The sequence below is a fragment of the Merdimmobilis hominis genome (genome assembly GCF_900104615.1).
In the GTDB taxonomy this organism is placed as follows: Bacteria; Bacillota; Clostridia; order Oscillospirales; family Ruminococcaceae; genus Merdimmobilis; species Merdimmobilis hominis.
The window spans coordinates 2,349,559-2,368,058 of sequence record NZ_LT629939.1 but is presented as its reverse complement, the minus strand read 5'-3'; the positions used below and the strand labels follow the sequence as shown (position 1 = coordinate 2,368,058).

Below are 18,500 nucleotides of genomic sequence, written 5' to 3'. Positions count from 1 at the left end.
CTTTTCCTCAGCGGCAAGCTTCCGGCTGCCCTTCCCTTTCCATCTTGCGCAGGGTCTCCTCCCGAATATCCTGGCGCAGGGCCGCCAGATAGGGAGAGAAGGCCGTTTTATCCTGGGCATAGGTCAGGTTGAGCTCGTATTCCCTGGGAATCCAGGTGCTAAGATCCGACTCGTTGTGCTGGATCAGCGCTTCCAGCCCGTCAATAGCCTTGAAAATTTTAGCCTCTATAGTGCTGCGCTGCGCCATCTCTTCAAACAATCCGGCCATCTCGGTGGCATAGGGTTCCGGCAGGGATGTCAGCCAGCGGGAAAGAAGGTCCTCCTCCCTCACTTCATCTGCTTGTGTTTTGTCAAAGGTGGGGATATCCCCAGTGAAGGATTCCCCCAGATCGTGGAGGATACACATCAACATCACCTTGCCCATATCCGCCTCTGGGAATTCATCCCGGAGGAAATAGGCCATCAGCGCCGCCCGCCAGCTGTGTTCTGCGACGCTCTCATGCCTCCCCTTTGAGGTGTAGCAGTGCCTTGTAGCATCCTTGAGCCGCTCTGCCACGTGCAGCGCCTCCAATAAAGCCGTCGATTCCATGGCTGTTTTTTCCTCCCCCAATATGCTTGTATTTTCTTTATCATAGCGAAAACAGGTTGAAAACACAAGTACAGCCTTTTCTTCGGGGGAGAATCCCTTTAAATGCAAAAGGGAGGCGGCTCGAAAGAGCGCCCCCCATGGAAATCTTTACAGTTTTTTCAACCGCCGGAACACCTCTTGGAACGCCTTGAGGCTGACATAGAGGATCAAACACTCGATGGGGAGCATGGTGATGTTCTTCACCACACTGGGAACCACCGTCACCATAAACGCTTTGCCATACAGGAGGGTCTTCCAGTAGGTGCCCAGCACCCCGTTGACCAGCACATTGACCAAGCCCTTGGCGGCGACGACCCGCCACACGCTGACCTTCCCCTTATAGAGAAAGAGGCCATAGATCAGCCCCGCTAAGGCAGCGTTGAAGGTGAACCCCCAAAAATAAGGGCCAGTTGGCTTGAGGACGTACTTGATCAAATCCCCCGCCGCCGCGGAAAGGGAAAGCACCACCGGGCCGTACAACATGCCGCAGGCGCCGCGGGCCACAAAAGAGATCCCCACCCGAAGGGTCTGGGAGAGCTCCAGCCGGAAGAAAAAGGAGAGGATGACGTCCAGCGCCAGCAGCATAGAAGCCCCGGTGAGGGACGGGAGCTTTTTCAGCTCCTTAGCGGATTGGGATAGGCTTTCCTTGACGGAAACAAAAAAATTCATAGCAGTACCTCCTTCCATAAATTTGCGTACGGACAAATTTTCGGGGGAGGACCCCATGAATTTGTTCGCAGCGGGATGCGGCTGACCGACCGCAAGCTTGCGCTTTTCGTCCCGACAACAACTCCCCGTCTGTCGGACACTTCACGCCTGTCAGCCTACTCTGCTATTGGCCTTTAGTATAGCAACAAACGGCGCCCGGATCAAGATGCATCCAGGCGCCGTCCTCTATTTTTGGTTGGTCGACTAACATTTGCCGGTCAAACTGGGCAACATTTCTTTGGTTATTTTCCTGACAAGGCAGGGGGATATTCCCCCGCCCGGTCCATCATCTTCTGGTAGACCGACAGCATGGCCTCCTCGGAGACATACCGGGACAGCTCCCCGGCGGGAAGCCAGCCCACCCGGCTGTTTTCATCCTCTTTAATCCGCAGCGGCAAGGCGTCGTCCCCCTCAAAGAGGTAGGTCAGGTTGAGGTGGAGGTGGCTGGCCACCGGTTTCCCCCGCTTTTGGTGGGGCGGAACCGGCAGCACGTCCAGGGCGATGGGTTCACTGCATAGAAGGAGCAGGCCCTGAAGGCCGGTCTCCTCCTCCACTTCCCGGCGCGCGACGGCGCAGAGGTCCTCTTCCCCATCGGCGTGTCCCCCGGTCCAGGCCCAGGAGCGGTAGATGTTGTGGTAGGCCATCAGCACCTTGTCCCGCCCCGGATTGACCACCCAGGCGGAGGCGGTAAAGTGGCAGACTGGGTTTTCCCGGGTCAGAAGTTCATCCCCCCGGCTAAGGCAGTAGAGCACCAGCTCTTGGTCTGCGGCCTCCTGGGGGGTGTGGGGCACAAAGTTTTTTATCCTATCCCGCAGCATTACAGTCTCCCTCCCAAATCCCGGTAAGCCCGGAAGGCACTGGGGACGGCGCACTCCCCCTCCAGCTCTTCCCGGGTGACCCAGCGTTCCCCTTCTTTTGGCTTCCCAGGGGAAGCGCACTGTGCCAAAAATCCGGCCATCCGCCATTCCACATGGGAAAAGATGTGCTTGGCTTCCCGAAGGGGGATCAGCTTCTCTGGCTGGTATTCCCGCAAAAGAGCTGCTGCCTCTTCCCGGGTTCGCCATCCCTCCACATTGGGGAATTCCCACAGCCCAGCCAGCAGGCCCTTGTCCGGCCGGCGGCGCACCAGCACCCGTCCATCCCAAATGAGGAGGAACACCGTCCGCTCCTCCACCCGGCGGGCCTTTTTGGGGGCCTTTACCGGCAGGTCGGCAGCGGTGCCCTCCTGGTAGGCGCAGCAGAGCTCCCGCAGGGGGCATTCCAGGCAGTGAGGAGCCCCGTTGGGCAGGCAGACAGTGGCCCCCAGCTCCATCAGCGACTGGTTAAAATCCCCTGGCCGGTCCTCTGGAAGCAGCCGGGAGGCGACGGCCTGGAATCCCCGCTTGGTCTTGGGGTCGAGGACGTCCGCCCAGCAGCCGAACACCCGGGAAAAGACCCGCAGCACGTTGCCGTCCACCGCCGGCACCGGGATGCCAAAGGCGATGGAGGACACCGCCCCCGCCGTGTACTCCCCAATGCCGGGGAGGGACAGCAGCGCTTCATAAGATGGGGGCAGTTCCCCGCCGTACTGCTCCACCGCCAGCTGGGCGGCTTTTTTCATGTTGCGCACCCGGCTGTAGTAACCCAAACCCTCCCACAATTTGGCCAGCTGTTCCTCCGGTGCTTCCGCCAAATCCCGCAAAGTGGGCAGGGCGGCCAAAAATCGTTCAAAGTAAGGCAGCACCGCCTGCACTCGGGTCTGCTGGAGCATGATCTCCGACACCCAAACCCGGTATGGGGTGGGTTCCTCCCGCCAGGGCAGGACCCTTCTGCCCCGGTCGTACCAGGCCAGCAGAGGGCTGGCGATGTCGGGCAGGGAGCCATCGGGTGGGAAAGCTTGGCGGTCCAGGTTTAAAAAATCCAGGTCGTTCAAATGGGATTCTCCTTTTTCGGTCAATTGGTTTTAAAAAAGGGCGGGGAGCGACGCTCCCCGCCCGGAAAACCTGTCTTTATACATAATCCCGGTCCACCGTGATGACGGTGAACACGTGATTGTCCACCTCCCGGATTTTCCGGTCGATGAGGTCGGAAATCTCCTTGGGGCTCCACTTGCTTTCGATGGGGAGCACCAGGTCGAAGATCAAGTTGGTGTGGGTGGGGCCGATCACCACCCGGAAATCGTGGATAGAAAGGCTTTTATCCACTCCGGCAATCACCTCTTCCACCACCCTTTTTAAGGTATTGGTGACCTCGCACTCGGTCTCGATGGGGTCCATGTGGATGACCAGCTGGAGGTTCAGTGCCTTGGAAATCTCCCGCTCGGCGGTGTCGATGGTGTCATGGCAACTCAAAATATCCCCGTTGGCGGGGACTTCCGCGTGGGCGGAGACAAAAATCCGGCCGGGGCCGTAGTCGTGGACCATCAGATCGTGGACACCGATGATGTCCGGGTAGGTGAGCATCCGCTCCTTGATGTCCTTGACCAGCGCCGGGTCTGGAGGGCTGCCCAGCAGGGGGTTCAGGGTGTCCTGGGCCACGCCGTATCCCGCCTTGAGGATCATCACCGCCACGATGAGGCCGATCACCCCATCCACCGGCAGGTCGGTGAAAGCGGAAGCGATGACCGAGATCATGGTGACGCCGGTGGCCATGGCGTCGGATAAGCTGTCCGCCGCCGTCGCCGCCAGGGAGGGGGAATCGATCCGTTTGCTGAGCACCGTGTTAAACCGGTTCATCCACAGTTTGACCAGCACCGAGACCACAAGGCCGGCCAGAACGGCATAGCTGAATAGGATGGGCTCTGGGTGGAGGATTTTTTCCACCGAGTTTTTGACAAACTCAATGCCCACCATCAGGATGAAGAAGGCGATCAGCAGGCCACAGAGGTATTCAATCCGGCCGTGGCCATAAGGATGGTCCTTATCCGCCGGTTTGGAAGCCATCTTAAACCCCGCCAAAGTCACCGCCGAGGAACCCACGTCCGACAGGTTGTTGAAAGCGTCCGCCGTGATGGCGATGCTGCCGGAGAGGGTCCCCAGCAGGAATTTTACGGCAAACAACAACAGGTTGCACAAAATGCCTACCCCGCTGCTCAAGGCGCCATAACGGGTGCGGACCCTGACGTCGGAGGTGTTGTCCGCATCTTTGATGCACCGCCGGATGAGAAAATCAATCATAGCGCTGTCCAATCCTTCCAAATGAAATTCACAGATACAACAAACAGCCGCCAAAACGGCGGCGCGCCGGCGGCAAAAGGGCCGGCTCCTTCACTGGATGAGCGCGGTGTCCCCACCATTCCATGCGACAGGCTTTGCATGGGCGCTACCAATTCTTATTATACTGTGTTTCCCTGTAAAAAACAAGCGGGATCGCTCCCCTCGCCCGGAATCTCTGCCGATTGGCGGCGGCCTGCTGGAAACATGTGGATGGTATGGGCCTCCCTTGGCGCCATCCCAGCAAGAGCCCCCTCTATTTCAGGTTTGCCCACCCCTTTCGTTGACAAGTAATAGACTTTTGCGGTATATTTAGCTTGTTCCATTCCCACCTTGGGAACCAGATAATTTTGCAGGATAGAAGGTTGATATTGATGAAAACCCCACAAAAAATCCTCTCCCTTGCACTGGCCGCGGTGCTTTCCCTCTCCGTTTTTGCTGGATGCAGCAGCAATGAGGACTCCTCCAGTTCCTCCAACTCCCCCAGTTCCCAGACCCAACAGGCGACCGTCCGCCTGGCGGCTCTCAAAGGGCCCACCACCATGGGCTTAGTCAAGCTTTTGGAGGACAACGAAGCCGGTTCCTCGGCCAACCAATATGAATTTACCCTGGCTGCCACCGCCGACGAGATCACAGCAGCCATCGGCAAAGGGGAGCTGGATGCCGCAGCGGTGCCCTGTAACCTGGCCTCGGTGCTGTACAACAAAACGGAGGGCAAAATCGCCGTGGGCGCTGTCAACACTCTGGGCGTCCTGTATATAGTGGAAACCGGCGACACCATCCAATCGGTGGCGGATCTGAAGGGCAAGACCATCTACACAACCGGCAAAGGCACCACCCCGGAGTACTCCCTCAACTATGTGCTCACCCAGAACGGCATCGACCCCGCTTCGGATGTGACCATCGAGTTCAAAAGCGAGGCCGCAGAGGTTGCCGCTGCCCTGGCAGAGGGCACCGCACAGATCGCCATGCTGCCCGAGCCCTTTGCCACCACCGCCATGGCTAAAAACGAGAACCTGCGGGTGGCACTGAACCTCTCTGAGGAGTGGGACAAGGTCTCCTCCGACGGCAGCGGCATGGTCACCGGCGTGCTCATCTTCAGCCGGGATTTCTTGGAGCAGAACCCCCAAGCCGCCAGCCAATTCCTGGAGGAGTACAAAGCCTCGGTTGCCTATGTCAATGAGAACACCGAGGACGCCGCCGCCCTGGTGGAGAAATTCGGCGTGGCCCCCGCCGCTGTGGCCCAGAAGGCCCTGCCCAACTGCAGCATCACCTTTCTGGAAGGAGATGCCATGAAAGAGAAGGTAAGCGGATACCTGTCGGTGCTGTTCCAGCAGAACCCCAAATCTGTAGGAGGCAAACTCCCCGATGATGCGTTCTACTTCGCGCGGTAACTCCCTTTGGAATAAAGTTTGGCCCCTCCTCTTCTGGCTGGCAGTCTGGCAGCTGGGCAGCGTGGCTGTGGGACAGGAAATCCTTCTGGCCTCTCCTGCTGCGGTGTCCAAAGCTTTGGGCCGCCTTGCCACTGCCGGCCTTTTTTGGAGTTCTATTGCCGGTTCCTTTGGGCGGATCAGCCTGGGGTTCCTGCTGGCCATGGTTTTTGGGGGAGCTTTGGCGGCGGCAAGCCACCGGTTCCCCCTTCTGGAAACTTTGGTGCGGCCCTTGATGACCGGCATCAAATCCACCCCAGTGGCCTCCTTTGTCATTTTGGCCCTGGTGTGGATCAAGGCCCGGAACCTTTCGGTCTTCATCGCCTTTCTGATGGCCTTCCCCATCGCCTACACCAACCTGCTGGAGGGCCTCTCTGCGGTGGACTCCAAGCTCTTAGAGATGGCCAAAGTCTTCCGGGTGGGGAAGCTGCGGCAACTTCTCTACCTGTACCTGTCCCAGCTGTGGCCTTTTTTGGTCTCCGCTGCATCCCTCTCCCTGGGCCTTTCCTGGAAATCGGGGGTGGCAGCTGAGGTCATTGGCCTGCCCCGGGACTCCATCGGGGAGCAGCTCTACCAGGCGAAGATCTTCCTGGCCACTGACGAGCTCTTTGCCTGGACGCTGGTCGTCATCCTGATCAGCATGGCGGTGGAAAAACTGCTGTTGGTTCTCCTGCGCTGGGCGGGCCGCCGAATAGGGGGCGATGTGTAATGGATATTCTGCTCACCGACCTTTCCAAGTCCTTTGGGGAGAAAACCGTCCTCTCCCACCTCTCCGCTCGGTTCCCCCAAGGGGAGTGCACCGGCGTCATGGGCCCCTCCGGCCGGGGGAAGACCACCCTGTTCCAAATCCTGTTGGGCCTCACACCACCGGACAGCGGCAAAATTGAGGGGCTAGACGGGCTGCGGTGTTCCGCCGTCTTCCAGGAGGAGCGGCTGCTGGAGGGCCTTTCCGCCCTGGAAAATGTGGCTTTTGTATTGCCCCGAGGGTTTTCCCGGGAAATCATCGGGGAACACCTCTTGGCCCTGGGCCTTGGGGGGAGCGAATCTCTTCCAGTGCGGGAGCTGAGCGGCGGCATGCGGCGGCGGGTCAGCCTGGCCCGGGCGGTTCTTTCCCCCAGCGACTTGCTGCTGTTGGACGAGCCCTTCCAAGGGCTGGATGAAGCCACCCGGCAGAAAGCCATAAAATACCTGCTGGACCATCGGGCGGGGCGGACACTGCTGCTCATCACCCACAACCCCGCCGACTGCCAGGGTCTTGGCTGCCAACAGCTTTTGGACCTGGGGGCTCAATAGGAGAAGCTGCCGTGTATCAATATGCCTATGTATCNACAACAACAGGTTGCACAAAATGCCTACCCCGCTGCTCAAGGCGCCATAACGGGTGCGGACCCTGACGTCGGAGGTGTTGTCCGCATCTTTGATGCACCGCCGGATGAGAAAATCAATCATAGCGCTGTCCAATCCTTCCAAATGAAATTCACAGATACAACAAACAGCCGCCAAAACGGCGGCGCGCCGGCGGCAAAAGGGCCGGCTCCTTCACTGGATGAGCGCGGTGTCCCCACCATTCCATGCGACAGGCTTTGCATGGGCGCTACCAATTCTTATTATACTGTGTTTCCCTGTAAAAAACAAGCGGGATCGCTCCCCTCGCCCGGAATCTCTGCCGATTGGCGGCGGCCTGCTGGAAACATGTGGATGGTATGGGCCTCCCTTGGCGCCATCCCAGCAAGAGCCCCCTCTATTTCAGGTTTGCCCACCCCTTTCGTTGACAAGTAATAGACTTTTGCGGTATATTTAGCTTGTTCCATTCCCACCTTGGGAACCAGATAATTTTGCAGGATAGAAGGTTGATATTGATGAAAACCCCACAAAAAATCCTCTCCCTTGCACTGGCCGCGGTGCTTTCCCTCTCCGTTTTTGCTGGATGCAGCAGCAATGAGGACTCCTCCAGTTCCTCCAACTCCCCCAGTTCCCAGACCCAACAGGCGACCGTCCGCCTGGCGGCTCTCAAAGGGCCCACCACCATGGGCTTAGTCAAGCTTTTGGAGGACAACGAAGCCGGTTCCTCGGCCAACCAATATGAATTTACCCTGGCTGCCACCGCCGACGAGATCACAGCAGCCATCGGCAAAGGGGAGCTGGATGCCGCAGCGGTGCCCTGTAACCTGGCCTCGGTGCTGTACAACAAAACGGAGGGCAAAATCGCCGTGGGCGCTGTCAACACTCTGGGCGTCCTGTATATAGTGGAAACCGGCGACACCATCCAATCGGTGGCGGATCTGAAGGGCAAGACCATCTACACAACCGGCAAAGGCACCACCCCGGAGTACTCCCTCAACTATGTGCTCACCCAGAACGGCATCGACCCCGCTTCGGATGTGACCATCGAGTTCAAAAGCGAGGCCGCAGAGGTTGCCGCTGCCCTGGCAGAGGGCACCGCACAGATCGCCATGCTGCCCGAGCCCTTTGCCACCACCGCCATGGCTAAAAACGAGAACCTGCGGGTGGCACTGAACCTCTCTGAGGAGTGGGACAAGGTCTCCTCCGACGGCAGCGGCATGGTCACCGGCGTGCTCATCTTCAGCCGGGATTTCTTGGAGCAGAACCCCCAAGCCGCCAGCCAATTCCTGGAGGAGTACAAAGCCTCGGTTGCCTATGTCAATGAGAACACCGAGGACGCCGCCGCCCTGGTGGAGAAATTCGGCGTGGCCCCCGCCGCTGTGGCCCAGAAGGCCCTGCCCAACTGCAGCATCACCTTTCTGGAAGGAGATGCCATGAAAGAGAAGGTAAGCGGATACCTGTCGGTGCTGTTCCAGCAGAACCCCAAATCTGTAGGAGGCAAACTCCCCGATGATGCGTTCTACTTCGCGCGGTAACTCCCTTTGGAATAAAGTTTGGCCCCTCCTCTTCTGGCTGGCAGTCTGGCAGCTGGGCAGCGTGGCTGTGGGACAGGAAATCCTTCTGGCCTCTCCTGCTGCGGTGTCCAAAGCTTTGGGCCGCCTTGCCACTGCCGGCCTTTTTTGGAGTTCTATTGCCGGTTCCTTTGGGCGGATCAGCCTGGGGTTCCTGCTGGCCATGGTTTTTGGGGGAGCTTTGGCGGCGGCAAGCCACCGGTTCCCCCTTCTGGAAACTTTGGTGCGGCCCTTGATGACCGGCATCAAATCCACCCCAGTGGCCTCCTTTGTCATTTTGGCCCTGGTGTGGATCAAGGCCCGGAACCTTTCGGTCTTCATCGCCTTTCTGATGGCCTTCCCCATCGCCTACACCAACCTGCTGGAGGGCCTCTCTGCGGTGGACTCCAAGCTCTTAGAGATGGCCAAAGTCTTCCGGGTGGGGAAGCTGCGGCAACTTCTCTACCTGTACCTGTCCCAGCTGTGGCCTTTTTTGGTCTCCGCTGCATCCCTCTCCCTGGGCCTTTCCTGGAAATCGGGGGTGGCAGCTGAGGTCATTGGCCTGCCCCGGGACTCCATCGGGGAGCAGCTCTACCAGGCGAAGATCTTCCTGGCCACTGACGAGCTCTTTGCCTGGACGCTGGTCGTCATCCTGATCAGCATGGCGGTGGAAAAACTGCTGTTGGTTCTCCTGCGCTGGGCGGGCCGCCGAATAGGGGGCGATGTGTAATGGATATTCTGCTCACCGACCTTTCCAAGTCCTTTGGGGAGAAAACCGTCCTCTCCCACCTCTCCGCTCGGTTCCCCCAAGGGGAGTGCACCGGCGTCATGGGCCCCTCCGGCCGGGGGAAGACCACCCTGTTCCAAATCCTGTTGGGCCTCACACCACCGGACAGCGGCAAAATTGAGGGGCTAGACGGGCTGCGGTGTTCCGCCGTCTTCCAGGAGGAGCGGCTGCTGGAGGGCCTTTCCGCCCTGGAAAATGTGGCTTTTGTATTGCCCCGAGGGTTTTCCCGGGAAATCATCGGGGAACACCTCTTGGCCCTGGGCCTTGGGGGGAGCGAATCTCTTCCAGTGCGGGAGCTGAGCGGCGGCATGCGGCGGCGGGTCAGCCTGGCCCGGGCGGTTCTTTCCCCCAGCGACTTGCTGCTGTTGGACGAGCCCTTCCAAGGGCTGGATGAAGCCACCCGGCAGAAAGCCATAAAATACCTGCTGGACCATCGGGCGGGGCGGACACTGCTGCTCATCACCCACAACCCCGCCGACTGCCAGGGTCTTGGCTGCCAACAGCTTTTGGACCTGGGGGCTCAATAGGAGAAGCTGCCGTGTATCAATATGCCTATGTATCCGTCGCCACCACCGGGCTGTTTGGCACCAAATGCACCGAACACCGGGAGATTATCGACGGCTGTGCCCGCCACGGTTACCGATATGCGGGCTGCCTGCCCACCAATATGGATGCTTACGGCGGGGTTCGGGAGATCGACTTGATTTTTGAACTGGAAAATTGATTGGAAACACCCGCTCTGGGGGAAGTGACTCCCTTAGGGCGGGTGTTTTTGGTTTTTAGGGGGGTTCCTCGGTAAGAATATGGATGGAACAGGTTATTCAGCAATCTATCCAAATTAGCATGGATTTAAAGAGACAAGTTCACCAATAATTTTCCCAGATGTCCCCTTGTTTCTCTGATTTTTTTACGTTATAATAATGCTGATCCAATACATTATAAGTTTCACCACCGTTTCCTGTTGGGTGTTTCCTTCCCTCTTCTGAGCGGTGTCCCTCTATTGCCAGTGCCGTTTCTGCGGTGCTTTTTCTTTTGTCAAAAATCATCTGAAAAGGAGTTGTTTGTATGGAAGAATCCAGCTCCCTATCCCAGGGCAACAGCATCACCGACGGTGTCATCTGGAAGCAGCTGCTTACCTTCTTTTTCCCTATCCTGTTCGGCACCTTTTTCCAGCAGCTTTACAACACCGTGGACGCCATCATCGTGGGGCAGTTTGTGGGCAAGGAGGCCCTTGCCGCCGTGGGCGGCAGCACCAGTGTGCTGATCAACCTATTGGTCAACCTCTTTGTGGGCATCTCCTCTGGCACCACGGTGGTGGTGGCCCAGAAATATGGCGCCCGCAAACTGGAGGAATTGAGCCAGGCGGTTCACACCTCCTTTGCCCTCGCCTTAGTGGGTGGACTGGTGCTGGGGGCCATCGGTTTTCTGGCTGCCCCCTTTGCCCTTGAGGCCATGGGTACCCCTGCCGATGTTATGGATGGCGCCCTCACCTACATGCGGGTGATCTTTTTGGGGACCATCGCCTCCTGTATTTACAACATCGGTTCCGGTGTACTGCGGGCGGTGGGCGACACTAAGCGCCCTTTATACTTCCTCATGGCCTCCTGCCTGACCAATATTGTCCTGGACCTTCTGTTGGTTGTGCAGTTTAAGATGGGGGTTCTGGGTGTGGCACTGGCTACGGTGATCTCCCAAGTGGTGAGCGCAGTGCTGGCCATCCTCGCCCTGGTGCAGGAAGGGGTAGTCTACCAGCTGGATTTCCATAAAATCCGCTTTACCCCCTCTATCCTGCGAAGTGTCCTCAACGTAGGTCTGCCTGCGGGCCTTCAGTCGGATATGTACGCCATTTCCAACATCATCATCCAATCCTGCATCAACTCCTTCGGCACCGACACCGTGGCTGCCTGGACGGCCTTCGGCAAGATAGACGGCTTCTTCTGGATGGTGATGGGCGCATTTGGCGTGTCAATCACCACCTTTGTCAGCCAGAACTACGGCGCGATGAAGTACGACCGGGTAAAAAAATCTATTAAAGTGTGCCTGGGGATGGCTTTTCTTTTCACAGTTGTGGTCAGCACCTTCTTTTTGGTGTTTGCCAACCCATTGTATCATCTGTTTACCAGCGATGCCAACGTTCTGGAGCTGGGGCTGATGATGATGCGGTATATGGCCCCCTTCTACTGGACCTATATCTTTGTAGAGATCCTTTCTGGCGCCATCCGGGGTACCGGCAATGCTTTGACACCCATGCTTCTCACCTGCGGCGGCATCTGTGTGATGCGGGTGCTTTGGATCATCTTTATCCTCCCCCTGCGCCGGGAGATGACCACTGTGATTTACAGCTACCCCATCAGCTGGGCTTTCACTTCGGTGCTGTTTATTGTCTATTACCTGCGGGGAAATTGGCTCAAAACCAAGGCGCAATAGGGATGGAAGCCGCTGTTTTATCTTTTTTTGAAATTTTTTCATTTTCCCTGTTGACTTTTGCATCAGAATGCCTTATAATTATAACTTGTCAGGGGTGATACTCACCCCGATGTGGAGAGATCGCCTAGCCCGGTTTATGGCGCACGACTGGAACTCGTGTATGGGTAACACCATCGAGGGTTCGAATCCCTCTCTCTCCGCCAATCGTATCCACAACATTTTGTACAAACGGTGTTGTGGTCATAAGAAAAAAGTCCTGTTAATACAGGGCTTTTTTCTTTTCTTTAACTATTTTTTGTCGAATTCCTTGCAATTTAACTGTCATCTGATATAATCTAAATGAACACTATCCAATATCAAGGAAAGCCCCCGGCCAGGTTCCATCGCCTGGCTGGGGGTTTTCTTATTTTGTAGCAATATTGATACAAAAATAGATTAAAGCTTGTTTATTTTGCGAATTGTCTTTTTGTAGTAATATTGGTACAATATAGATACAGAAAAGAGATAAACACTAAGACAACCGGAGGAAGAGCAATGAAAAAGTACAACATGCATGAGATTATGAGCAAAGCCTGGAGCCTGTACCGCCAGTTCCAAAATTGTGTAGCCCCCTTGTCTTTTGGTGATTGCCTGCGCCGCGCCTGGGCCCTTGCCAAAAGAGCCGCCCGCATCTTCTCCGGGATCGTCAAAAATGTACAGGTTGCCGGAACCCTGGCCCACCCCGTACTGGTTGACGTAGACATGGACACCCTGGCCGTCACTGGCAACACCTACAACGCCCGCCAGGTCCTCAAAGAGTTCGGTTTGGCCTGGAACCCCGACAAAAAAGCTTGGGTCGGCACCAAAGCCCAGCTGAATACCCTTTGCGCCAAATTTGCCTAACACGCATAACAAGGAGGATTATATAGCTATGAGCAGCAAAACCTTAAAAGCCGCCCGGATGTCCCAGCACATGACCCAGCAAGCCTTAGCAGACGCTACCGGCATCTCTCGGGTCAATATCGCCAAAGCAGAGAGCGGGGCGATAAACCCCGAAAACATGACCGCCCGCAACATCATAGACCTTGCAGAGGTGTTGGAGGTCTCCCCGGCGTACCTGATCCGTGCGGATGAGCCGATGCAGGTCAGCGTTGACAACGGGTTCCATTTTTTGGACCCCGAAGAGGTGATCGAGTACCTGGCTGACCCCGATTGCCCCATCGATTGGGAGACAATCGCCCACTATATGGATGACCGGTTCCGGGAGCTGGTCGACTGGGAGCTGGCCCCCTGCACCGAGCTGGAGTTTTTGACGCGCTACTTAGAGATTGCACCCTACGACCTCGTTATTGGATGAGACAACCACATGGAGGGAGGCGGAACCATGCCGCGGGCACCACTGGATTTAACCGGGAAAACATTCGGGGCTCTGACCGTCATACGGCGGGCCGGGTCCTCCCCCAAGGGGGCGTCACTCTGGCTGTGCCATTGCGCGAGGTGCGGGCGGGATGCCGTGATCGAGGGCCATCGCCTCCGGGACAAGCGGGACTGCGGCTGCGCCTACCGGGAGTCACGGGCCGACCTGAGCGGCCAGCACATCGGGGTATTGCAGGTGATCCGCCGGGAGGGGAGCGACAAGCATGGCAACATCTTATACCTCTGCCGCTGCGATCTATGCGGCGGAGAAAAGGTCCTCCCCGCCTCCACCATCCGGGCGCGCCTTGCCTCCTGTGGCTGCAAAAAGACAGACCCCCAGCGGATGGAGGCCATGTCCCCTCTCGGGGTTGCCAAGCAAGTGTACCACGGTGTGCAGGTGATACAGGCCACCCGGGAGGAGGCCAACCGCAACAGCCAAACGGGGGTACGCGGGGTGTTCCCCTTCCGGGGCGGCTATGTCGCCGCAGTCCAAATCAAGGGGGTACGTTGGCGCTCCGGCAGGTACTCCACCATTGAGGAGGCCCAAAAGGCGCTGGCCGTCCAAAAGGAGGCCATGCTGGACGATGCTGGGGTCACCGATGAGGTAATTGCCAAATTCAGGCCCCCAAAAAAGCCAAAAAAATAAAAGCGGAAGCCCCGGCAGATCGCCGGGGCCTTTTTTACTCCTCCGTCTCGCCGTCCGGCACATACTCCATAATATCGCCGGGTTGGCAATGGAGATAGGCGCAAAGGCGGTCTATTGATCTGGTATCGATATGGCCGCTGGCCTTGCCCATGAGCTTATCCATTGTAGCGCCGCCGACCACTTTATCACGCACCCTTATTTGATATTCGGTGATACCCTTCTCTTTCATCAGTTTTAGCAGCTGATTATATACAATAGCCATTTTAAGTCCCCCTTCCCATTATTATTTTACCACAAAACAATGCCTAAAGATAGGTAGAAAACCAACATAAATAATACCTAAAATTTGGTCATACCGCTAATTGAATATTACCTAAATATAGGTTATAATATAATCACAAGGTTAAGGAAAACGGAAACAAAGCAAGAAGGAGAAAGAAAAATGACTATCATCAGCAGCCAGCACCACATCGATTGGGAAATCGTAGAAGAAAAGATGGAAGCTCTTAAAGATGCAAAATCCGTTGAAATCCCTTGCTGGGATATCGGCGAAATCGACGGCAAAGAGTACGCCATCATGGCAGATGGGCACCACACCATGGCAGCAGCCAGAGAATTAGGGATCGAAATCAACTTTGCGATCGAAGAAGAGCCGGAAGGGCTTACCGGAGAAACAGCTTTGGAAGCACACTGGAATGACGGCGATTGGTACATCGTGGAAGAAAGCAACCCCGTTTGCGAAAAATATACTTTTGTATGGTAATAGCCCGCATCCATCCACAGAAAAAGAGGTGGAGCCGGAATATCCTGGCCCCACCTCTTGCGTTAATAGTTTTTGATGATCAACTCCCGGTAGGGCTTGGACTGCCCGGCCTTGGCAGCCAGGTTGTTGGCCCTTTCTACCGGGATAATGGCCCAACCCTGGTACAGCTCCCGGACAAAGGCATCATCGTTGTAGGAGAGCAATACCTTCCCCTTGGCCCGGTGGAGGACATCTGCCAGGGCCCGGTGATCCTCCTCGGAAAACAGGTGGCTGTAATACCGCTCTGTGCCATGGTAGGGCGGGTCACAGTAGATCAATGCGTCGGGCCGGTCGTAAGTCCCAATCAAGGCGGCAAAATCCCGGTTTTCCACCACCACCTGTTCCAGCCGCTTTGAGATGGCTGGGAAGCTCTCCAAACCATGAGGGATGCTTCTGGCCTTACAGCTAAAGGTCCTCAAATCTGCGCCGAAAGACTCCTTAACCAAAATATAATACCGGGCTGCCCGCTGGATATCGGTGAGGCCCCGGCCCTCCAATTGGGCCTTGGCATCGAAAAACTGTTCCCGGCTGTTGAGTAGGTAGGTAAGCTGCCTTGCCAGCTCATCCGGATGATGCTGCATACACCGGTATAGGTTGACCAGCTCGCCGTCGATATCGTTAAACACCTCCATAGGTGCATGCTTGTCCCGGGCAAAAAGTACCCACCCGGCACCGCCGAACACCTCAATATAACGGCCAATTTCCGCGGGGAACTCCGCCAAGATGCGCTCCCGCAGGGCCCGCTTGCCTCCGATCCGCGAAATAAAACTCTCCATATTACCTCCTATACTGCATAAAAGCAAAGAGGCACCCTGCGCCTGCAAGGTGTCTCTTTTTTGCGTCCTGGTTAAATTGTGATGTGATAAATCCCGTACTGCCGCAGCATCTCCCCCAGTTCCTGGATGGAGATGGTCTTGGTGTCGGGGTTGGGCTTTTTACCCTGGTAGGGGATGCCCAGGTATTCCAGCACCGCTTTGGCATAGGCTTGTCCAAAGGTTTGCTGTCTCTCCTGGGTGGAGATAATCTCACGGTCTTTGCTGTCCAGAAAGGCCCCCTCACAGAGCACTGCCGGGCACTGGTTCAGCCGCAGCCAGCCGAAGTAATCCTGGCCGTTTGCCATGAGGCGGGTCTTAATCCCGCGGCTGTTCTGGCCGGTCTGCTTCACCTGGGCCTCCATAAGCTGGGCCAGCTTCCGGGACTGCTCCTTGTATGCGCCGGTCTGGACGTACACCTCAAACCCATCCCCGCCCCCGGCGTTGTTGTGGATCTCCACCGCCAAATCCGGGGCAAAGGCTTTGGCTTCCCGAAGTTCCTCCTGGAGGGTGTCGTCCTCATCCACCGTCCGGGAGAGGGCCGCCTCCACCCCATGCCGGGTGAGGACTTGGGCCATCTCCAGGGCCATCACCAGGTTGACGTCCTTCTCCAGCAATCCACCTGCCACCGCGCCGGGGTCTTTTCCCCCGTGGCCCACCCCGATGAACACTTTACTCATGGGTGATATCCCCTTTCTCCTGCAATTGAGCCAGCACTGTCTTGAGGATAGGCGGGATGTTGTTCCCCAGCTTGCCGTAGTTTTCCAAAATGCTCAATAATTCCCGGGCTATGTAAAACCAGATCACCGCTGTGCGGATGTAAGGCTCCCCGGCCCCCAGGAGGCTGTCCAGGAGGACACCTACCCCCACCAGGCCCAGCACCAAAACCTTGTTCACCCCGCCCCAGAACATCACCTGGCTGTCGGTGGTGTGGTTTTTGATGCTGGCCGCGAACCCCAGCACAAAATCCAGGGCCATAAAGGCGATGAGGGCCTGGACCATCAAATCCCAGCCCCCCAGCAGGAAATTGGCGCAGGTGCCAAGGGCAGCCGCCAGGCTGGAAAAGGCCCGCCCAAAGGGGCCGTAGCTGTTTACCCGCAGATATGCCATCTGCATCCCTCCTTACTGCTGGTTCTGGGTGGGGGTGATGAGGATCATCTTGGCCTCCTCGGCGGAAATAAATTTGGGCACATAGGCGTTGACCTGGTCCTCGGTCAGGCGGCCCATCATCCACATGTTGAGTACAAAGCTGTAAAACATAAAATTGTCCTCCTTAATTGGTTACATCGGTTGGTTTAACTGCATCTGCATCAGGCCCAGGATTGCGGATTCTGCCGCTTCCAGCCGCTTTTCCCGCTCCTGCTCTTTTGTGTCCCACTGGATGCGGTAGATGGGGCTTCCCCCCACCAGCTCATAGGCCCCGCCCAGGATGCCAGGGGGCAGCGGCACCGCCAGCTCCACCGGCTGGTAGCCCTTGTGGGGCATCTCGACCACGTCGGTGATGCGGTTTTGGCTGTCCAATTGGACGTAAAATTGCTTGGTCATGCTAGTTCCCTCCATTCCCATTATTTGTAAGATTGTACAGTGCCGGGAACAGGGTGGCTTTCACCAATTCCCCGGCGGGTTTGCTCTCCTTGGCCACCCCGATTTTGCCTTTCGGGGCATAGGCAAAATACTCCTTGTTGATATCGTTGAGGGTGTGGATGTAGGTCTTTTGCTCGTTGAGGTAGATGGTGATATGGGGAGATAGGTTGTGGGCCAAGGCCAAAAGCCTTCCATCCGAGCTGAAGGAACACCTGTTTCCCGCCCCTAGTGCGCCCATATTGGGGATTTCCAGTTTTGAGAACACATCTCCAAATCGTCTGTATATGGTTAGAGGTGAAGATCCAGAATTAGCTACAACCAAATAGTTTCCATTGGGGCTGAACGCACAATCGTTACCTGTATTGACTGGCAAGCCATCTGGGGGCTCCAACTTTACAAATTGATCCCCTGTCCGCTTGTAGATGGTAATATAGGGGGAGCTCAAATGTGCTACCGCTAGATAATTATTGTCTGGACTAAAGGCACAGCCTTCACCATTTTTCGTCGGCAACACTGCCGGATTTGGCAATTTAGTAAAGGTGTCCCCACTGCATTTGTAGATGGTAATATAGGGGCTGCTATAGTGTGCTACCGCTAGATAATTATTGTCTGGGCTAAATGCACAGCCTTCACCACTTACCGTCGGCAACACTGCCGGATTTGGCAATTTAGTAAAGGTGTCCCCACTGCATTTGTAGATGGTAATATAGGGGCTGCTATAGTGTGCTACCGCCAAATAATTATTGTCTGGGCTAAATGCACAGCCATATCCACTTCCCGTCGGCAACACTGCCGGATTTGGCAATTTAGTAAAGGTGTCCCCACTGCGTTTGTAGATAGTGATATAGGGGGCTGCTATGTGTGCTACCGCCAAATAATTATTGTCTGGGCTAAATGCACAGTCTTCACTATTTCCCGTCGGCAACACTGTCGGATTTGGCAATTTAGTAAAGGTGTCCCCACTGCGTTTGTAGATGGTAATATAGGGGGCTGCTACGTGTGCTACCGCCAAATAATTATTGTCTGGGCTAAATGCACAGCCTACCCCGAGCCCCGTCGGCAGCACATCCGGCTCAGGCAGGGCTTGCAACCCGTCCTCAATCTTGCCGTACTCCCGCTGCACAATGGGACTGTTTTTGGTTATGTCGTCCCAGGCAATGCCCTGGCCTTTCTCGTTCCAACCGGCGGGGAACCCC

At 56.5% G+C, this 18,500-nt stretch carries 26 protein-coding genes, 1 tRNA gene and 1 riboswitch; of the genes, 13 read left to right on the top strand and 14 right to left on the bottom strand.

Annotated features, from left to right (window positions below; genetic code table 11):
• Nucleotides 1-7: 7 nt before the first annotated feature.
• From BQ5353_RS11405 to BQ5353_RS12840, 6 genes are all read right to left on the bottom strand, one after another.
• Nucleotides 8-589 carry an HD domain-containing protein gene (locus tag BQ5353_RS11405; RefSeq protein ID WP_054332158.1) on the bottom strand — a complete coding sequence of 194 codons (582 nt, stop codon included), beginning with the start codon at nt 587-589 and terminating at the stop codon, nt 8-10.
• Between the two features lie 147 nt (nt 590-736).
• On the bottom strand, nt 737-1,297 hold the full coding sequence (locus tag BQ5353_RS11400) for a folate family ECF transporter S component (protein ID WP_054332157.1): 561 nt from the start codon (nt 1,295-1,297) through the stop codon (nt 737-739).
• Nucleotides 1,298-1,363: 66 nt separating this feature from the next.
• Nucleotides 1,364-1,462: riboswitch (THF riboswitch) on the bottom strand.
• Between the two features lie 116 nt (nt 1,463-1,578).
• A complete protein-coding gene (locus BQ5353_RS11395; protein ID WP_054332156.1) occupies nt 1,579-2,154 on the bottom strand; it encodes an NUDIX hydrolase in 576 nt (191 codons plus the stop codon).
• Nucleotides 2,154-3,248: an A/G-specific adenine glycosylase gene (gene mutY, locus BQ5353_RS11390; protein ID WP_083386487.1), complete on the bottom strand. Its 1,095-nt coding sequence runs from the start codon at nt 3,246-3,248 to the stop codon at nt 2,154-2,156. Before mutY ends, BQ5353_RS11395 begins: the two co-directional genes overlap by 1 nt.
• Before the next feature lie 76 nt (nt 3,249-3,324).
• Nucleotides 3,325-4,491, bottom strand: a complete 1,167-nt coding sequence (locus tag BQ5353_RS11385; RefSeq protein WP_054332155.1) for a cation diffusion facilitator family transporter — start codon at nt 4,489-4,491, stop codon at nt 3,325-3,327.
• Nucleotides 4,492-4,649: 158 nt separating this feature from the next.
• Nucleotides 4,650-4,916, bottom strand: coding sequence for a hypothetical protein (locus tag BQ5353_RS12840; protein WP_054332154.1), 267 nt, complete (start codon nt 4,914-4,916; stop codon nt 4,650-4,652).
• Here BQ5353_RS12840 and BQ5353_RS11380 point away from each other — a divergent pair.
• Genes BQ5353_RS11380 through BQ5353_RS11370 form a run of 3 tightly spaced genes read left to right on the top strand, consistent with a single transcriptional unit; the run spans nt 4,902 to nt 7,250 of the window.
• The gene (locus BQ5353_RS11380; protein ID WP_071428287.1) at nt 4,902-5,921 is read left to right on the top strand and encodes an ABC transporter substrate-binding protein; all 1,020 of its coding nucleotides are present in this window, start codon (nt 4,902-4,904) and stop codon (nt 5,919-5,921) included. The genes BQ5353_RS12840 and BQ5353_RS11380 overlap by 15 nt on opposite strands.
• Nucleotides 5,896-6,666, top strand: coding sequence for an ABC transporter permease (locus tag BQ5353_RS11375; protein WP_143117237.1), 771 nt, complete (start codon nt 5,896-5,898; stop codon nt 6,664-6,666). Before BQ5353_RS11380 ends, BQ5353_RS11375 begins: the two co-directional genes overlap by 26 nt.
• Nucleotides 6,666-7,250 carry an ATP-binding cassette domain-containing protein gene (locus BQ5353_RS11370; protein WP_054332152.1) on the top strand — a complete coding sequence of 195 codons (585 nt, stop codon included), beginning with the start codon at nt 6,666-6,668 and terminating at the stop codon, nt 7,248-7,250. The genes BQ5353_RS11375 and BQ5353_RS11370 overlap by 1 nt, the downstream gene beginning before the upstream one ends.
• A 314-nt stretch (nt 7,251-7,564) precedes the next feature.
• Here the strand turns inward: BQ5353_RS11370 and BQ5353_RS12835 are convergent, their stop codons facing one another.
• On the bottom strand, nt 7,565-7,831 hold the full coding sequence (locus tag BQ5353_RS12835) for a hypothetical protein (protein WP_054332154.1): 267 nt from the start codon (nt 7,829-7,831) through the stop codon (nt 7,565-7,567).
• Between BQ5353_RS12835 and BQ5353_RS11360 the strand changes: the two genes are divergently transcribed.
• From BQ5353_RS11360 to BQ5353_RS11320, 9 genes are all read left to right on the top strand, one after another.
• Complete coding sequence (locus BQ5353_RS11360) at nt 7,817-8,836, top strand: ABC transporter substrate-binding protein (RefSeq protein ID WP_071428287.1); 1,020 nt, start codon at nt 7,817-7,819, stop codon at nt 8,834-8,836. The two genes, BQ5353_RS12835 and BQ5353_RS11360, sit on opposite strands and share 15 nt — an antisense overlap.
• Entirely contained in the window at nt 8,811-9,581 is a 771-nt protein-coding gene (locus BQ5353_RS11355; RefSeq protein ID WP_143117237.1) for an ABC transporter permease, read from the top strand. Before BQ5353_RS11360 ends, BQ5353_RS11355 begins: the two co-directional genes overlap by 26 nt.
• Nucleotides 9,581-10,165, top strand: a complete 585-nt coding sequence (locus BQ5353_RS11350) for an ATP-binding cassette domain-containing protein (protein ID WP_054332152.1) — start codon at nt 9,581-9,583, stop codon at nt 10,163-10,165. The genes BQ5353_RS11355 and BQ5353_RS11350 overlap by 1 nt, the downstream gene beginning before the upstream one ends.
• Nucleotides 10,166-10,176: 11 nt before the next feature.
• On the top strand, nt 10,177-10,362 hold the full coding sequence (locus BQ5353_RS11345) for a DUF4177 domain-containing protein (RefSeq protein WP_054332151.1): 186 nt from the start codon (nt 10,177-10,179) through the stop codon (nt 10,360-10,362).
• A 341-nt stretch (nt 10,363-10,703) separates the two neighbouring features.
• Nucleotides 10,704-12,065 (top strand): MATE family efflux transporter, encoded by a 1,362-nt coding sequence (locus BQ5353_RS11340; RefSeq protein ID WP_071428286.1) that lies wholly within the window; start codon nt 10,704-10,706, stop codon nt 12,063-12,065.
• A 113-nt stretch (nt 12,066-12,178) separates the two neighbouring features.
• Nucleotides 12,179-12,268, top strand: a tRNA-Ser gene (locus tag BQ5353_RS11335).
• A 331-nt stretch (nt 12,269-12,599) separates the two neighbouring features.
• Entirely contained in the window at nt 12,600-12,947 is a 348-nt protein-coding gene (locus BQ5353_RS11330) for a hypothetical protein (RefSeq protein ID WP_071428285.1), read from the top strand.
• Nucleotides 12,948-12,975: 28 nt separating this feature from the next.
• Nucleotides 12,976-13,401: a helix-turn-helix domain-containing protein gene (locus BQ5353_RS11325; protein WP_071428284.1), complete on the top strand. Its 426-nt coding sequence runs from the start codon at nt 12,976-12,978 to the stop codon at nt 13,399-13,401.
• A 156-nt stretch (nt 13,402-13,557) separates the two neighbouring features.
• Nucleotides 13,558-14,106, top strand: coding sequence for a hypothetical protein (locus BQ5353_RS11320; protein ID WP_071428283.1), 549 nt, complete (start codon nt 13,558-13,560; stop codon nt 14,104-14,106).
• A gap of 34 nt (nt 14,107-14,140) precedes the next feature.
• Here BQ5353_RS11320 and BQ5353_RS11315 read toward each other — a convergent pair whose 3' ends face one another.
• Nucleotides 14,141-14,368: a helix-turn-helix domain-containing protein gene (locus BQ5353_RS11315; protein ID WP_071428282.1), complete on the bottom strand. Its 228-nt coding sequence runs from the start codon at nt 14,366-14,368 to the stop codon at nt 14,141-14,143.
• Between the two features lie 180 nt (nt 14,369-14,548).
• Here BQ5353_RS11315 and BQ5353_RS11310 point away from each other — a divergent pair, with 180 nt between their 5' ends.
• Nucleotides 14,549-14,869, top strand: coding sequence for a ParB N-terminal domain-containing protein (locus BQ5353_RS11310; protein WP_071428281.1), 321 nt, complete (start codon nt 14,549-14,551; stop codon nt 14,867-14,869).
• A 62-nt stretch (nt 14,870-14,931) separates the two neighbouring features.
• Here the strand turns inward: BQ5353_RS11310 and BQ5353_RS11305 are convergent, their stop codons facing one another.
• The 6 genes from BQ5353_RS11305 to BQ5353_RS12485 all read right to left on the bottom strand — a co-directional run.
• The gene (locus tag BQ5353_RS11305) at nt 14,932-15,684 is read right to left on the bottom strand and encodes a DNA adenine methylase (RefSeq protein ID WP_071428280.1); all 753 of its coding nucleotides are present in this window, start codon (nt 15,682-15,684) and stop codon (nt 14,932-14,934) included.
• A 71-nt stretch (nt 15,685-15,755) separates the two neighbouring features.
• Nucleotides 15,756-16,400 (bottom strand): N-acetylmuramoyl-L-alanine amidase family protein, encoded by a 645-nt coding sequence (locus BQ5353_RS11300; protein ID WP_071428279.1) that lies wholly within the window; start codon nt 16,398-16,400, stop codon nt 15,756-15,758.
• Nucleotides 16,393-16,830 carry a phage holin family protein gene (locus tag BQ5353_RS11295; RefSeq protein ID WP_071428278.1) on the bottom strand — a complete coding sequence of 146 codons (438 nt, stop codon included), beginning with the start codon at nt 16,828-16,830 and terminating at the stop codon, nt 16,393-16,395. The genes BQ5353_RS11300 and BQ5353_RS11295 overlap by 8 nt, the downstream gene beginning before the upstream one ends.
• A gap of 12 nt (nt 16,831-16,842) precedes the next feature.
• A complete protein-coding gene (locus BQ5353_RS12930) occupies nt 16,843-16,980 on the bottom strand; it encodes a hypothetical protein (RefSeq protein WP_154667593.1) in 138 nt (45 codons plus the stop codon).
• A 21-nt stretch (nt 16,981-17,001) separates the two neighbouring features.
• Nucleotides 17,002-17,265: a hypothetical protein gene (locus BQ5353_RS11290; protein WP_071428277.1), complete on the bottom strand. Its 264-nt coding sequence runs from the start codon at nt 17,263-17,265 to the stop codon at nt 17,002-17,004.
• Nucleotide 17,266: 1 nt separating this feature from the next.
• On the bottom strand, nt 17,267-18,500 hold a 1,234-nt coding region (locus tag BQ5353_RS12485; protein ID WP_162273140.1), incomplete at its 5' end, for a lactonase family protein.